The 14053-nt window shown below is 42.0% G+C and carries 13 protein-coding genes; 4 read left to right on the forward strand and 9 right to left on the reverse strand.

Annotated features, from left to right (window positions below):
• Positions 1–5: 5 nt before the first annotated feature.
• The gene (gene mltG, locus ACQ4LT_RS11245; protein ID WP_445666146.1) at positions 6–1070 is read left to right on the forward strand and encodes an endolytic transglycosylase MltG; all 1065 of its coding nucleotides are present in this window, start codon (positions 6–8) and stop codon (positions 1068–1070) included.
• Here mltG and ACQ4LT_RS11250 read toward each other — a convergent pair.
• From ACQ4LT_RS11250 to metG, 8 genes are all read right to left on the reverse strand, one after another.
• Positions 1067–2830 (reverse strand): ABC transporter substrate-binding protein, encoded by a 1764-nt coding sequence (locus ACQ4LT_RS11250; RefSeq protein WP_445666147.1) that lies wholly within the window; start codon positions 2828–2830, stop codon positions 1067–1069. The genes mltG and ACQ4LT_RS11250 overlap by 4 nt on opposite strands.
• Positions 2831–2908: 78 nt before the next feature.
• Complete coding sequence (guaA, locus tag ACQ4LT_RS11255) at positions 2909–4459, reverse strand: glutamine-hydrolyzing GMP synthase (RefSeq protein WP_445666148.1); 1551 nt, start codon at positions 4457–4459, stop codon at positions 2909–2911.
• A gap of 48 nt (positions 4460–4507) precedes the next feature.
• Positions 4508–4888 (reverse strand): glycine cleavage system protein GcvH, encoded by a 381-nt coding sequence (gcvH, locus tag ACQ4LT_RS11260; protein WP_445666149.1) that lies wholly within the window; start codon positions 4886–4888, stop codon positions 4508–4510.
• A 15-nt stretch (positions 4889–4903) separates the two neighbouring features.
• Positions 4904–6250 carry an acetyl-CoA carboxylase biotin carboxylase subunit gene (gene accC, locus ACQ4LT_RS11265; protein ID WP_445666150.1) on the reverse strand — a complete coding sequence of 449 codons (1347 nt, stop codon included), beginning with the start codon at positions 6248–6250 and terminating at the stop codon, positions 4904–4906.
• 14 nt (positions 6251–6264) lie between these two features.
• Positions 6265–6765: an acetyl-CoA carboxylase biotin carboxyl carrier protein gene (gene accB / locus ACQ4LT_RS11270; protein WP_445666151.1), complete on the reverse strand. Its 501-nt coding sequence runs from the start codon at positions 6763–6765 to the stop codon at positions 6265–6267.
• 9 nt (positions 6766–6774) lie between these two features.
• Entirely contained in the window at positions 6775–7350 is a 576-nt protein-coding gene (efp, locus tag ACQ4LT_RS11275) for an elongation factor P (RefSeq protein ID WP_445666152.1), read from the reverse strand.
• 66 nt (positions 7351–7416) lie between these two features.
• The gene (locus ACQ4LT_RS11280) at positions 7417–8793 is read right to left on the reverse strand and encodes a sodium-dependent transporter (protein ID WP_445666153.1); all 1377 of its coding nucleotides are present in this window, start codon (positions 8791–8793) and stop codon (positions 7417–7419) included.
• 358 nt (positions 8794–9151) lie between these two features.
• Positions 9152–11185 (reverse strand): methionine--tRNA ligase, encoded by a 2034-nt coding sequence (metG, locus tag ACQ4LT_RS11285; protein WP_445666154.1) that lies wholly within the window; start codon positions 11183–11185, stop codon positions 9152–9154.
• 621 nt (positions 11186–11806) lie between these two features.
• Between metG and ACQ4LT_RS11290 the strand changes: the two genes are divergently transcribed.
• Positions 11807–12235: a hypothetical protein gene (locus tag ACQ4LT_RS11290; protein ID WP_445666155.1), complete on the forward strand. Its 429-nt coding sequence runs from the start codon at positions 11807–11809 to the stop codon at positions 12233–12235.
• A 37-nt stretch (positions 12236–12272) separates the two neighbouring features.
• On the opposite strand, the gene ACQ4LT_RS11295 is transcribed toward ACQ4LT_RS11290, so the two are convergent.
• Complete coding sequence (locus ACQ4LT_RS11295; RefSeq protein ID WP_445666156.1) at positions 12273–12800, reverse strand: TrmH family RNA methyltransferase; 528 nt, start codon at positions 12798–12800, stop codon at positions 12273–12275.
• Positions 12801–12977: 177 nt separating this feature from the next.
• Between ACQ4LT_RS11295 and greA the strand changes: the two genes are divergently transcribed.
• Together greA and ACQ4LT_RS11305 are read left to right on the forward strand one after the other, a co-directional pair.
• Positions 12978–13448 carry a transcription elongation factor GreA gene (greA, locus tag ACQ4LT_RS11300; RefSeq protein WP_445666157.1) on the forward strand — a complete coding sequence of 157 codons (471 nt, stop codon included), beginning with the start codon at positions 12978–12980 and terminating at the stop codon, positions 13446–13448.
• 4 nt (positions 13449–13452) lie between these two features.
• Positions 13453–14053: nucleotide sugar dehydrogenase (locus ACQ4LT_RS11305; protein ID WP_445666158.1), on the forward strand; the 601-nt coding region annotated here is incomplete at its 3' end.

Here is a 14053-nt window from a genome sequence, read left to right on the forward strand (position 1 = left end):
CTATTTTGAATAATAAACGCTTCATACTGTTTTCCAGTGATGAATTTATTTTTGGGATACTGGTACTGCTTACAACAATATTTTTTGTAGCAGAATCGCGCTGGTTACGATTATATAATTCACAGGCTATTTCAGCTGAAAAGCCAGTCCAAGTTTATTTAGAGGAATCAACACAGTTGGAGAATTTAGCTCAAATATTAGCGGATTCATCACTAATTGAAAGCGAGGAGGAATTAAAATGGGCCGCTGGTATCTTTGGTTGGAAAAGATTCCAGGAGGGGCACTATTTGGTGGACCAATCTTTCAATTATGACGCGTTTCTATCAAAATTGGGCCGTGGAATTCAAGATCCGGTTTCTGTGACCATTTTACCGGGAAGAAGGAAAGCTGATATAGCAGAGAGAGTGGCAAGTCAACTTAAGTTTGACTCGCTTACTTTTCATCATACAATTGAAGATTCTGTATTACTTGCTAAGCATGAACTTGATCAAAAAGACGTTATTGGTAGGCTATTACCCAATACATATTCTGTGTACTGGACCACCTCTTCGGAATCATTTTTTGAGCGGATTTTAAATGAATTTGATACGGCTGTCGTTGAGTCCTACCAAGAACAGATGGAAGAGTTGGACCGATCGGTGGATGAAATTGTTACCTTGGCCTCAATTATTGAATGGGAAGCTCGAAATGGAGAGGAGAAAAGAACCATTAGTGGACTTTATTGGAATCGGCTAAACAGGGGAATGCGCCTTCAGGCAGATCCGACCGTAAATTTTGCCATTGGTGAACGCAGACGCCTTTTGTATGAAGATTATCAGGTTGATCATCCCTATAATACCTATTTATACCGTGGCTTACCGCCGGGACCTATTACCAATCCCGATTTAGCGTCCATCAAAGCAGCACTTTATCCTGAAAATCATGACTATTTATACATGGTAGCAACACCAAGCGGTGAGCATGCCTTTTCAAAAACCTTTGAAGAGCATAAGCGCAAAAGTGCCAAATGGCGAAAATGGTTACAAGAGCAATACCGAATAAAGCGGATGAATGAACAAAAACAAAATTAATTCTGCTTTAATACCGGGCGAATGCCATTTTTAGACATTTCAAAGATTTTCACCTCCTGATTGATGTGCTCGCCTTTAAAGTTGATGTTGCTGATGATTCCCTTATACATTGGCTGCGTTTTCAAAGCATTCTTCAAATAAGCTGGATTTTCAACGCTTTTTAGGGTTTCTAATACATATGAGGCAACATCATAGCCAATCATGGCAAAGCGGTTAGGCTCGGTATCAAAACGCTGTTTGAAGATTTCTTTGAACTGTTCTACTCGCTTACTCTTTTGATTGATGTAATAACTTTCAGAAAAGTAAATAGGCTGATTTTCAAGCTGAATTTCTGGAATATCAAAGTTGCCCCATTCCTGTGAACCCATTACCGGGATATCACTCCCCATCGCTTCCATATCTACCAGAAGCAGTTCGGCAAGGGTAGAGGCAGGTTGACCTGTAAATGGGGCATAAATTCCATCCAAATGATGATAATTATTCAGGCTATCTATTTTAGCACTGTCTGAAGTAAAAAATTTAGTATAATCAGTAAGATCATATCCTTGAGATTCCAAGTCTTCAACAAAGAAATGTACAACCTTGGCACCCAGCTTTTCAGCTTTGTCTCTAAATGCAAAGGCAGAAGCTTCCCCCAGAGAGTTTTTCTCCGTTAATACAGCCAAGGTATCCATCCGTAAACTCTGGACGGCGTACTCTGCCATTTTTCGTCCATGAGAGGTAAATGTAGGATTGGCCTGGTACACATAGGGATTGTCTACATTTAGTGTATCTGAATTAGCCAGCGGAGCTATTAATGGAATCTGATACTGCTCAGCCAAGTCAGCCATCTTGTGAGCCGGTTCTGAAAAAAGTGGGCCGAGTACTGCATCTGCATGATAATTCCAAGCCAGGGTGGTCATTGCATGTCCGGCAGAATCCATATTGGCTGAGGTATTTTGATGTCTGATGAACGCTTTTTTATCAGTGTTCTGCTGATTGAACTCTTCTGCTGCCAATATATATCCAAAGTGTAATCCCCGTGCGACCTCGAATTCAGAACCGGAATTGGAGTGAGACGGGAGGGCAGCACCAAGATCGTAAACGATACCTTTCGGAGCGTTAACCTGATTGTCATATCTGCGCTCGGTGGCATAGTTCATGGAATCAGCAAGGGTTTCGGATAGCTCTTGCATGGCCGAGCTTGCGGTATCAATCTTTGACTGTATAAGTTGCGAATAAAGGGTACGAGCATCTTCGAGAGGTACCGACCCTATGGCCGCTTTAATCAGGTCGTATTTAATTTCAGGGGATTTGGCCTGTTGAAAGGCAGTTTTTCGTTGATTAAGTGTCAGATAGCCTAAGATTTCGTTATAAAGCTGACGTCCATTGGTTACCAGTTGCGTTTTTATAGATTGATCTTTGAGATCGTATAGTCGATTAAGTGCATTTCCATACAAGCCAAGCTGAAAATCAACCAAAGCCGTCGTGTATTTTGCCTCAAGATAGATTTCATCCTCAGCCTTTTGGTCAACCTGATTTAAATATGTTTTAGCCGTTAGATACTGACCAAGGCTATAATATGATTTTCCTGAAAACAACCTTCCCTGAGGGGTATCAATATCATTAAAAATTTGTATAGCTTCTTCATAATCTCCCTGCTGGTAATAATTTATTCCCTCCTCTAAAGATTGGGCATAGGAGAGATTGGAGAGTTGGAACAGGAAAAAAGCAATTGATAGAAAGAGTAACGGAAATTTTTTTACGTTCGGAAAAATCATAGTTGAAGAATAATTAGGGGTAGTGTCAGTGTCGCTTATACTAACTAAATTAGAGCTATTTTGTTCTCTAATTTATTCTTATTCCCACTCAATAGTTGATGGCGGTTTAGAACTAACATCATACACCACGCGGTTGATACCACGGACCTCATTAATAATTCTGTTTGATACGTGAGCTAAAAATGGATGGGGAAGATGAGCCCAGTCAGCCGTCATACCATCCACGCTGGTAACTGCTCGTAACCCTATCGTAAACTCATAGGTTCGTTCATCACCCATTACGCCAACGCTTTGGACCGGTAGCAGCACAGCAAGAGCTTGCCAGACTTCATCATAAAGATCATTATTACGCAATTCGTTAATAAAAATGTCGTCAGCCTCTCGGAGTATTTCAAGCTTAGCACGATCGACATCAGAAATAATACGGATCGCCAATCCTGGACCGGGGAAGGGATGACGTTTGATAAAATGCTCGGGAATGCCGAGCTCCCGGCCTACATTTCGAACCTCATCCTTAAAAAGTTCTCGAACCGGTTCAATAAGGTCAAGATTCATTTCTTTTGGCAAACCGCCTACGTTGTGGTGTGATTTGATCGTCGCAGAAGGGCCTTTAAATGAAATGCTCTCAATAACATCAGGGTAGAGTGTACCCTGAGCCAGATATTTATAGGAATTATCGTGAGCAATGGCATCATCAAATACTTCAATAAAGGTTTCTCCGATGATCTTTCGCTTCATCTCGGGATCTACGACCCCTTCAAGGCGTTCCAAGAATTTGTTACTGGCATCAACTCCTTTTACCGGCAGATGCAATTGTTCTTCATAAATATCCAGAACATCCTGGAATTCATTTTTACGAAGCACACCGTTATCCACAAAAATGCACTGAAGCTGATCACCAATGGCTTCATGGACCAGAGTGGCAACTACGGTGGAATCAACACCACCGCTCAGGCCGCAAATAACGTGATCATCCCCAACTTTTTCCCGGATTTCTTCAATAGTAGATTCTATGAAAGACCGGGCCGTCCAGCTTCCTTTCAATTTGCAGATTGAGTACACAAAATTTTTTAAAATCTGCTTTCCATGTACGGTATGAACGACTTCGGGATGAAATTGAACACCGTATATAGGTTTTTGGGCGTGACGTACCGCAGCTACATGAGCATTATCGGTATGGGCAATAATTTCATAATTCGAGGGCAGTTCTTTGATATGATCGCCATGACTCATCCACACGACAGACTCTTCGGGTATCTCAGCGAGCAGATCCGAATCGTCATCCACAATAAGTTCTGAGCGGCCAAATTCACGCCGATCTGCTTTTTCTACGCTTCCCGGTATTTCATTATGGGCCAATATTTGCAGTCCGTAACAAATACCTAAGATAGGGACATCCCAATCAAATATTGCTTCATTTAGATTGGGAGCATTTTTGTCATTTACACTACTGGGTCCCCCGGAAAGAATAACTCCATTTGGAGTATTAGCAGAAAAGGTCGTCAGATCTTTGTTAAAGGGGTGAATTTCGCAATAGACGTTTAACTCTCGGACACGTCGTGCTATGAGTTGCGTATATTGAGAGCCAAAATCGAGAATTAGTATCCAGTTTTGTGGGCGGTGTTGCATAAAAACAGAGTAAAATAGAGAAGGCACCCGGGTGGGTGCCAGTGTAAATTAAGCTACGATTTCTTCATATTCGTCGGGTGACATTAGATCATCAAGCTGAGATTCATTTTTAACAGATATTTTAACCATCCAGCCGTCGCCGTAGGGATCATCATTTACCAGCTCTGGCTCCATTTCCAACTCTTCATTAATATCAATAATTTCTCCAGCGACAGGAGCGAAAAGTTCTGATACGGTTTTAACAGCTTCAACGGTTCCAAAAACCTCATCTTGGTCAAATTCAAAACCTTCCGGTTCTATTTCGACAAATACGATATCGCCGAGTTCGCTCTGGGCAAAATCAGTAATTCCAATGGTGGCTGTACCGTCACCGTTATCTCGTATCCATTCGTGTTCTTTGGTATATTTTAAATCGGCGGGATAGCTCATATCAAATTGTTTGAATCAGTTGTCAGGATTAAATTTAAACTCTTCTAAATACTTGGTGTTAAAGGTTCCCTTCTTAAAGTTTTCATCTTCCATCAATTGAATGTGATAGGGAATAGTTGTTTTAACACCTTCGATAATAAACTCTTCCAGCGATCGCTTCATCCGTTTTATAGCCTCTTCTCTGGTGGGAGCACTTACAATCAGCTTACCAATCATGGAGTCGTAATGGGGAGGAATACGGTAACCGGCATATGCATGGGTATCAACTCGAACGCTGTGCCCCCCGGGAGTATGAAATACTTCTATTTCCCCTGCAGAAGGGCGGAAATTGTGTTCCGGATCTTCGGCATTGATTCGGCATTCGATAGCGTGACCGCGCATTTTTAACTCTTTTTGTTCCATTTTTTTTCCGGCCGCAGCTTTGATCTGTTCGGCTACAAGATCATAATTGGTAATCTCCTCTGTTACGGGGTGCTCAACCTGAATACGGGTGTTCATTTCCATGAAGTAGAAATTATGGTCTTTGTCGACCAAAAACTCTACTGTACCCGCTCCTTCATAGTCTACTGCTTTAGCTGCATCAACCGCGGCATCCCCCATTTCTTTGCGTAGTTCAGGAGTCATAAGGGGAGAGGGAGCTTCCTCAAGAATCTTTTGATGTCGACGCTGGAGCGAACAATCCCGTTCTCCAAGATGGATTACATTTCCGTGTTGATCAGCCAAAACTTGTATTTCTACATGGTGAGGATCCTGAACAAATTTCTCTATATATACATCGGGATCGTCAAAAGCTGTTTCAGCCTCATTTTTACACATGCTGTATGCCTGCTTGAGGTTGCTTTCTTCTTCGACAACACGCATTCCGCGTCCACCACCACCCGATGATGCCTTAATAATACAGGGGTACCCGATTTCAGCGCAAATCTCTTTAGCTTCTTCAAGACTTTCTACGACGCCCTCACTACCGGGAACAGTAGGGACACCACTGTCTTCCATTGTTTCTTTAGCCATTGACTTGTTTCCCATAGCAGCAATACTTTCGGGAGCAGGTCCGATAAATTTGATATCGTGCTCGGCACAGATCCGCGAAAACTCGGCCTTTTCTGATAGGAATCCATAACCGGGATGTATGGCATCAGCATTGGTAATTTCTGCAGCTGATAAAATATTGGGGATTTTTAGATAACTTTCTTTACTGGGAGGTGGGCCAATACAGACCGCTTCATCAGCAAATTTTACGGGAAGACTGTCACGGTCGGCCGTAGAAAATACGGCAACAGTGGGAATGCCCATCTCTTTACATGTACGAATGATACGAAGTGCAATTTCGCCTCTGTTGGCGACAAGGATTTTATTAAACATGAATTTTACTGATTTTACCCGATGATAAATAAAGGTTGATCGAATTCTACTGCTTCGCCGTCTTCAACAAGAATCTTCTTAACCTCTCCGGAATAATCAGATTCTATTTCGTTCATAATTTTCATGGCTTCAACGATACACAAGGTTCCCCCTTTTTCGACGGTATCGCCCACCTTAACAAAAGGATCGTCGTCGGGAGAGGGGGAACGATAGAAAGTACCCACAATAGGTGATTTAACCACATCCCCGGATGGTTGGCTGTCGCCGCCAGAGTCTCCCGACGAATCTTGCCCACCAGACGATTGTTGAGGTTGTTGCGGAGCCTGCTGGGGTTGAGGAGCTTGTTGTTGGGCAGGAACCTGATATTGCATTGGCATCTGTTGCGGTGCCGGTGATTCCTTGATATCAGGTTTCTTTTTAACCTTTATTTTGAAATCCCCTTCTTCAATAGAGACTTCATTGACTTCACTTTTGGCAATGAGGTCCAGAAGATTTTCAATTTCTTTTAAATCCATGATATATAATTAGTTTGATGTTACGCGTTCAATATATTCTGACGTTCGTGTATCGACTTTTATTTCTTCGCCTTCATTTATAAAAAGCGGTACCTGTACTTTGGCGCCTGATTCCAATGTTGCCGGTTTGCTACCACCTGTAGCAGTATCACCCTTTAGGCCCGGACGAGTTTTGGTAACTTTCACAGTTATGTGGTCAGGCGGCTGTGCATATAGCACTTCCTCGTTATCAACATCTATGACTAAGGTACATTCTTGTCCTTCGGCAATAAATTCTGATTTATTTACATTTTCTTCCGAAACAGGCAGTTGTCGATATGTTTCCTGGTGCATGAAATAGTATAAATTTCCATCCTTGTATAGGAACTGATAGGGCTGATGTTCCACCCGAATTTCTTCGACATCTTCACCGGAACGGAATTTCTTTTCGATATTTTTTTCGTTAACAACCCCTTTCAGTTTTGTGCGCAAAAAGGCACCGCCCTTACCAGGTTTTACATGTTGATAGTCAATAACTTCATAAAGCTCATTATTGAGCTCAATAACCATCCCGGTTCTAAAATTTGATGTAGAAACTTTTGCCATATTCTTTAATTAATGATCTTCAAATTCAGTGCCCAAAAATACTATGAGACATGAAAGATAACAAGCTTAAAATAGTTCTTGAATATATGTTATGAATCCAATAGCCTCTAACAGATTATAAAGAATAGCAAGAGGAGCAATATACTTTATGAATATTGGCCAAATAGTCTTGAACAAGGATGTGTGCAACCCTTGATATCCTTGTTCTAACTCTTTAAAGACATTTTCAACCTTCCAGACATATCCCAGGAAGTAGCAAATTAGGAATCCGCCGAGCGGTAATCCTACTGTACTAAAGATAAAGTCTATGGAGTTAATTAGGGAAATATCGAAAGAAATAATCAGTGAAATAATCAATATCCCTCCACCAATTAAGGTAGCTGCTTTTTTGCGTTGTACATTGAACTCATCGATTACATAAGAAGTGGGGACTTCGAGCAGTGAAATGGTTGATGTAAGAGCTGCCATCGACAAAAGAAGGAAGAAGCTGGTTCCAAAAATAAGACCTGCTGTAGTGCTCAAGCTATGAAACAGGGCAGGTAGAACCTGAAAAATAAGATCTGTACTGGCTAACAATTCTCCAGAGTCATTAAAAATATTTACTCCAAAAGATTCGGCCATATACATAGCCGGCATAATAAGTAGTCCGGCTAAAAAGGCAATGCCCACATCAGCAAGTGTTACATAGGCCGCTGCTTCGGGAATATTTTCCTTTTTACTCAGGTAAGAACCATAGGTAATTAAGGCGCCCATCCCTAATGAAAGTGAGAAGAAAGCCTGTCCCATAGCACTAAAAACAAGGGGGGCTGAAATCATAGAAAAGTCGGGTTTGAGATATTCAGCAAATCCTACCTCTGCTCCAGGTTGAAAGGCAACGTAGCCAATCATAATAAGCAGAATCCCTATCAAGACAGGCATTAAAAATTTAGTTGCTCGTTCAATACCGTCACTTACTCCTCCAAGGATTATAGAGACGGTAGCTCCCATAAACAATACCGAAAAAATGGCATTTTTAACACCATGTGAGACGTCAGCAAATAAGGCCGCCCATTCGGTAAAGCCCGTGAAAAAGAGTATTTCTTCAAAAACATAGCTGAACGTCCAGCCTGCAACCACGGTATAAAAGGAGAGAATCATCACACCACAAAGAACGCCCCAGAAACCAATGAGTGGATAAAATTTATTGGAGCTTAATGCTTTAAACGCACCAACAGGATTGCGATTTGTTTTTCGACCGATACTTAATTCTGCCACCATCACTGGAAAGCCAATCGCAAAACAGCACAGCAGATAGATGAGTAGAAAAGCCCCGCCGCCGTTGGATGCCACCTCCGTAGGAAACCGCCAGATGTTACCCAGACCAACGGCCGATCCGGCTGCCGCCAGAATAAATCCCATTTTCGAATTCCAATTTCCCCGAGTTGCAGATGTTGTTTCAGCCAAAAGTCAGATCCCCGTTTCTTTGGTTTTGGTTTATAAACATTGAAATAAAAGTCGCCGTAAAATGTAATGCAAGAAGCTTACTTACAAATCAAATTTTTGAAAAGATGTTAATAATCTAAAACCCGTAATATTTTTGATAGTTAGGATAAACTACTTAGTAGAAATTCTCAATTTATCGCAAAGATGCCTTGTGGCTTATATTCAGGTTTATAATAGATCTGTAATTTTAAATGGCAGACCCTGAAACAAGTTCAGGGTGACCCGGTGCCAAAGTATCTATATGCTAAATTTAAAACAATTAATAAGACAATAAGACCACTGATTATGTCCTTAGTTGTGTTCTAAGTGGTTAAAGGTATTATTTAATAACACTACCAGGTTCAGCGTTGGTTTCAACAAACTTTAGTGAACCGTCCTCTTCCTCGGCCATCAAAATCATGCCATTGCTTTCAACTCCCATGAGCTTCTTTGGAGCCAGGTTTGTAACCACGCAAACTTTTTGTCCTATAATTTCATCAGGAGTAAAATTATTGGAGATACCTGAGACAATGATACGTTCCTCAAAACCCAGATCCACCTTTATTTTCAGAAGCTTGTCTGCCTTTTCGATGGCTGAGGCCTCAATGATTTTTCCTGCTCGTAGATCCATCTTCATGAAGTTGTCAAACTCCATGTTCTCCTTAAGCGGTTCGTAATTGTCTTGTGATTCTTTTTCGTTTTCTGACGCGCGTTCTTTCAAATTATTAAGTTGTTTTTCGATTTCTTCGTCTTCAATCTTTTCAAATAGAATAGCTCCTTTTTTAATCTTAGAGCCACCTTTTAGAATAGTGTCAGAAATCATATCCCAGCTAATATCATCTGCAATATTGAGCTCACTGCGCAGTTCGGCCATTTTATTAGGCAGGATGGGATCAAATAGAATGCTCAGGGCAGCGGTAATCTGTAGGCATACGTGCAACGTATTACCACAGGTTTCAAGGTCATCTTTGCGGGTTTGCCACGGCTCCATATCGGTAAAGTATTTATTGCCGATACGAGCTAAATTCATGGTTTCAGTAATAGCTTCGCGCAATTTAAACTGCTCATAGGCTTTGCTTATTTTCTGCTTCTGTTTCTCGATTTTCGCTAATGTTTCTCGATCTTTTTCTGTTGGGCTGTTTAACTCGGGGACCTTACCGTCAAAGTAGTTTTCGGTAAATGAGGTTGTACGATACACAAAGTTACCAAGCACATCAGCCAGCTCGCTGTTCACTTTATTTTGGAAATCCTGCCAAGAAAAATCCGAGTCTTTGGCTTCGGGGAGTGTAGTCCCCAGAACATAACGCAGAAGATCGGCGTCAAAATCTTTCAAATATTCATCCAGCCATACTGCCCACCCACGAGAAGTTGAGAGTTTCTTTCCCTCGAGATTAAGAAACTCATTAGCCGGTACATTCTTAGGTAATACATAGTTACCGTGTGCCATAAGTGTGGCAGGGAACATGATGCAGTGGAAGACGATATTGTCTTTACCTATAAAATGGATGAGGTCTGTATCTTCATCCTGCCAATATGCTTTCCACTCATCCGGATTACCTTGCTCGGCCGCCCATTCTTTGGTTGCAGAAATATATCCGATGGGCGCATCAAACCAGACGTAGAGTACCTTGCCTTTGGCGTCATCAAGTGGAACAGGCACGCCCCACGTCAGGTCGCGGGTTACGGCCCGATCAGCAAGTCCGTCATTGAGCCAGCTTTTTACCTGCCCCATTACATTGGGCTTCCAGTTCTCGCGGGTATCAAGCCATTCTTCAAGTCGCTCCTGAAAATCACCGAGCGGCAAATACCAATGCGTTGTTTCTTTAGTCTCTGGGGTGTCTCCAGTAATGGCACTCTTGGGATTTTTGAGCTCAGTGGGAGAAAGGGATGTACCACAGCTTTCGCACTGATCCCCGTACGCTTCTTCGTATCCACAATTGGGACACGTGCCCTTTACATAGCGATCCGGCAGGAACATTTCGGCTTTGGGATCATAGAGCTGCTCTTCAGTTTTCTGTACAAAAACATCATCCTCATAAAGTTTCGTAAAAAACTCCTGTGAAGTTTGGTGATGGACTTCCGAGCTCGTCCGTCCGTAATAATCAAAATGTATTCCAAAATCCTCGAATATCTGTTTATTCCGTTCGTGAAACTTGTCTACAATATCCTGCGGACTTATACCTTCTTTTTCAGCCGCAATGGTGATGGGGACACCATGTTCGTCAGATCCGCAAATATGAATGATATCCTCATCTGTTAGTCGTTTATAGCGGACGTAGAGGTCAGCGGGCAGATAAGCGCCTGCAAGATGTCCCAAATGTATAGGGCCGTTAGCATAGGGCAGGGCAGAAGTAACAAGTGTTCGTTTGGACATGGACAATAATTTGGCATTTAATTTTCTGAGCTCGAAAATAAGAGTATCGGCCTTAAAATTAAAAACGGTTTTACAATAGGCTTAAATCTGTGATCATCCCCCTGGCCCCTTCGGTTCTCATGTGGTAATTTTTCAACGGCCGTGCCCAAAGGGGGATTTTACGGTTTAGAATCTATAATTAAAAACTCGGCCTTGAAAAGGTAAGGTTCTATTCCCTCCGGCCTTATAAATTTTGAATTAAAGAGTCTGATTAGGAAAAACAGCAAGCTGAATTGTACAATCTTAAGCTATTTAGGAATAGGGTATATCTTCATTGCTCGCTTTTGATGGTTCCTGATCAGACAGAAAGTTATCTATTTGGGTAAACATTTTCTCAAGTACTTCTTTGAACTGTCCCGATGTGAAAAATTTCTTTTCTCCATTTCTAAATGTTCAGTTTATTTTGGCCGACAGCTTAAATATGCGTTCTCTTATCTTATAAAACCCCTTGTAGTTTCCGGTTATATAGTATTGAACAAAACTATTATTAGACTTACTCATTGGAATCTAACTTTTCTGAATAACTATCATGATACTTTACTAATGTTAAGTGCTTTATTTTAGACCAGAACTGCTGTAGATATGATGAAGAACATTAGAAAGAACCTCCCATATATTTTACCGATACTTATTATAGTGATGGTCCTCGGATTGGTCCTTTCAAGGATATATCAACCGAAACCAGCCATACCTTCTCCAAAGGTCCGGATTTCTGCTGCAGAGGCCATCAATCATATTGGAACTCCTGCAAAAGTTTGTGGGAAAGTAGTATCAGCGGATTTTGTAAGAGAAATTGGTGGCAATCCCACATTTTTAAACTTTGGTCAGCCTCATCCCAACCAACTATTTACTGCCGTAATCTGGGGTGAGGACAGATCGAAATGGGGTACTCCTCTGGGGCAAAAATTTGGAAAACGTTATATATGTGTAATTGGGACTATTGAAATGCATAAAGGTACCCCGCAGATTATTGTAAATGAGCGAGAACAGATAGAGCTTCAAAAGAATTGAAGCCTCACTTTATCTTCAAATTTTTGGATATAGAGAACTACCAATATTTAACTAAAAAACCATACAATGCTACGCCAACAGTAACCGACACATTTAATGAATGTTTGTGTCCGTATTGGGGGATCTCTACAAAATCATCGATATAAGAAAGGATATCATCATCAATACCGGTAACCTCATTTCCAAAAACAAGGCAGATATCCTGTTCTTTTGGTATTGTGTAATCAGGCAATAAAATACTGTTTGTCATCTGCTCGAGTGCCACCAGGTGATAGCCCTTATTCTTAAACTCCTCAATTTGTTTTTTGGGATCTTCTGTTTGCTGCCAGTCAACATGTTCCTGAGCCCCAATCGCTGTCTTAGCGATTTCCGGACGCGGTGGAGTAGGGGTATATCCTGACATTAGGATCTCATCAATGCCAAAGGCATCGGCATTGCGAAAAGCTGCCCCCACGTTATGCATACTTCGAACGTTATGAAGTAAGATTTTAAGCTTGTTTAAATGACCTGGAATTGTGCGTTCCAGGTTTTGTTCGAGGATTTCTTTGGTGCTTAACTTTTGCAAAATGCTAAGATATTTGAGGTTAGAACTGCTTAAAAAGGTACAAAATTTAGATTTGGAAACAGAGTCTAAATCATGGTATTTTAAGGCGCTTTGTAGAAAATGATGTCAGCTGAATAGGCTGGCATTTATTATTTGAAAGCTTGCACAAACAAGGATTTAAACTAAACTATAAGTACCGTGGATAAGAATTATCTGTCACGAGAAGGTTACGAAGAACTGGAAGAAGAGCTTGAAGATTTAAAAGGGAGGGGAAGAAGAGAAATTGCGGAAGAAATTGCTGAGGCTCGTGCAAAGGGAGACTTGAGTGAAAATGCAGAATACGATGCGGCAAAAGAGGCCCAAGGGATGCTTGAAAAACGTATTGCTGAGCTCGAAAACGCCCTTGCCAATGCCCGTATTTTGGATGAAGAAGACATCAAGACCGATAAGGTGTATCTACTTTCTAAAGTCACGATTTATAATCACAATGTAGACAAAGAAGTACAGTATACGCTAGTCTCAAAAGATGAAGCCGATTTTAAAAAAGGCAAAATTTCAGTGGAATCACCAATCGGACAAGCCCTCTTAGGTTCGGAAGTTGATGATGTTGTAAAAGTTGATGTTCCGGCTGGCGAATTAAAATTAGAAGTCAAAAAGATAGAACGATAACTACATGAATATAGCAGTAATAGGAACGGGATATGTGGGACTGGTGAGTGGCACCTGTTTCGCCGATTCCGGCAACAACGTCACCTGTGTCGACATTAATGAAGAGAAAGTTGGACAGCTAACCGGCGGTCAGATCCCGATTTACGAGCCGGGCCTGGAGACGATATTCGCCCGCAGCCAGCGGGAGGGGCGCCTGCAGTTTACCACCGATATCTCCGAGGCCGTCCCCGACGCGGACATCGTCTTTCTGTGCCTGCCGACCCCGCCCGGCGGCGACGGACAAGCCGACCTTTCGGCCGTCATGCAAGTCGCTTCCGAGCTCGGCCCACTGATCAGCGATTATACGGTGATTGTAAACAAATCGACCGTTCCCGTCGGCACCGGCGACCGTGTCGAAGAGGCGATTAGTGAAAATGTGGATGAGGAGCTATTTGATGTGGTCTCCAACCCCGAGTTCCTCCGCGAGGGAGCCGCCGTCGAAGACTTTAAATACCCCGAGCGCGTGGTGATTGGGACGGGCAGCGAGGAGGCCGCCGAGATTATGACCACCCTCTACGAACCGTTTGTCCGCTCCGGCAATCCTATTATTGTAATGGACCGCCGCA

The organism is Fodinibius sp. AD559, assembly GCF_052712805.1.

Coding starts and splice junctions, on each gene's coding strand:
- guaA (WP_445666148.1), bottom strand. CDS start 4,459: ATGCAACACCGCCCACAAAACTGGATACTAATTCTCGATTTTGGCTCT.
- ACQ4LT_RS11290 (WP_445666155.1), top strand. CDS start 11,807: ATGATGAAGAACATTAGAAAGAACCTCCCATATATTTTACCGATACTT.
- efp (WP_445666152.1), bottom strand. CDS start 7,350: ATGGCAAAAGTTTCTACATCAAATTTTAGAACCGGGATGGTTATTGAG.
- accB (WP_445666151.1), bottom strand. CDS start 6,765: ATGGATTTAAAAGAAATTGAAAATCTTCTGGACCTCATTGCCAAAAGT.
- gcvH (WP_445666149.1), bottom strand. CDS start 4,888: ATGAGCTATCCCGCCGATTTAAAATATACCAAAGAACACGAATGGATA.
- accC (WP_445666150.1), bottom strand. CDS start 6,250: ATGTTTAATAAAATCCTTGTCGCCAACAGAGGCGAAATTGCACTTCGT.
- metG (WP_445666154.1), bottom strand. CDS start 11,185: ATGTCCAAACGAACACTTGTTACTTCTGCCCTGCCCTATGCTAACGGC.
- ACQ4LT_RS11250 (WP_445666147.1), bottom strand. CDS start 2,830: ATGATTTTTCCGAACGTAAAAAAATTTCCGTTACTCTTTCTATCAATT.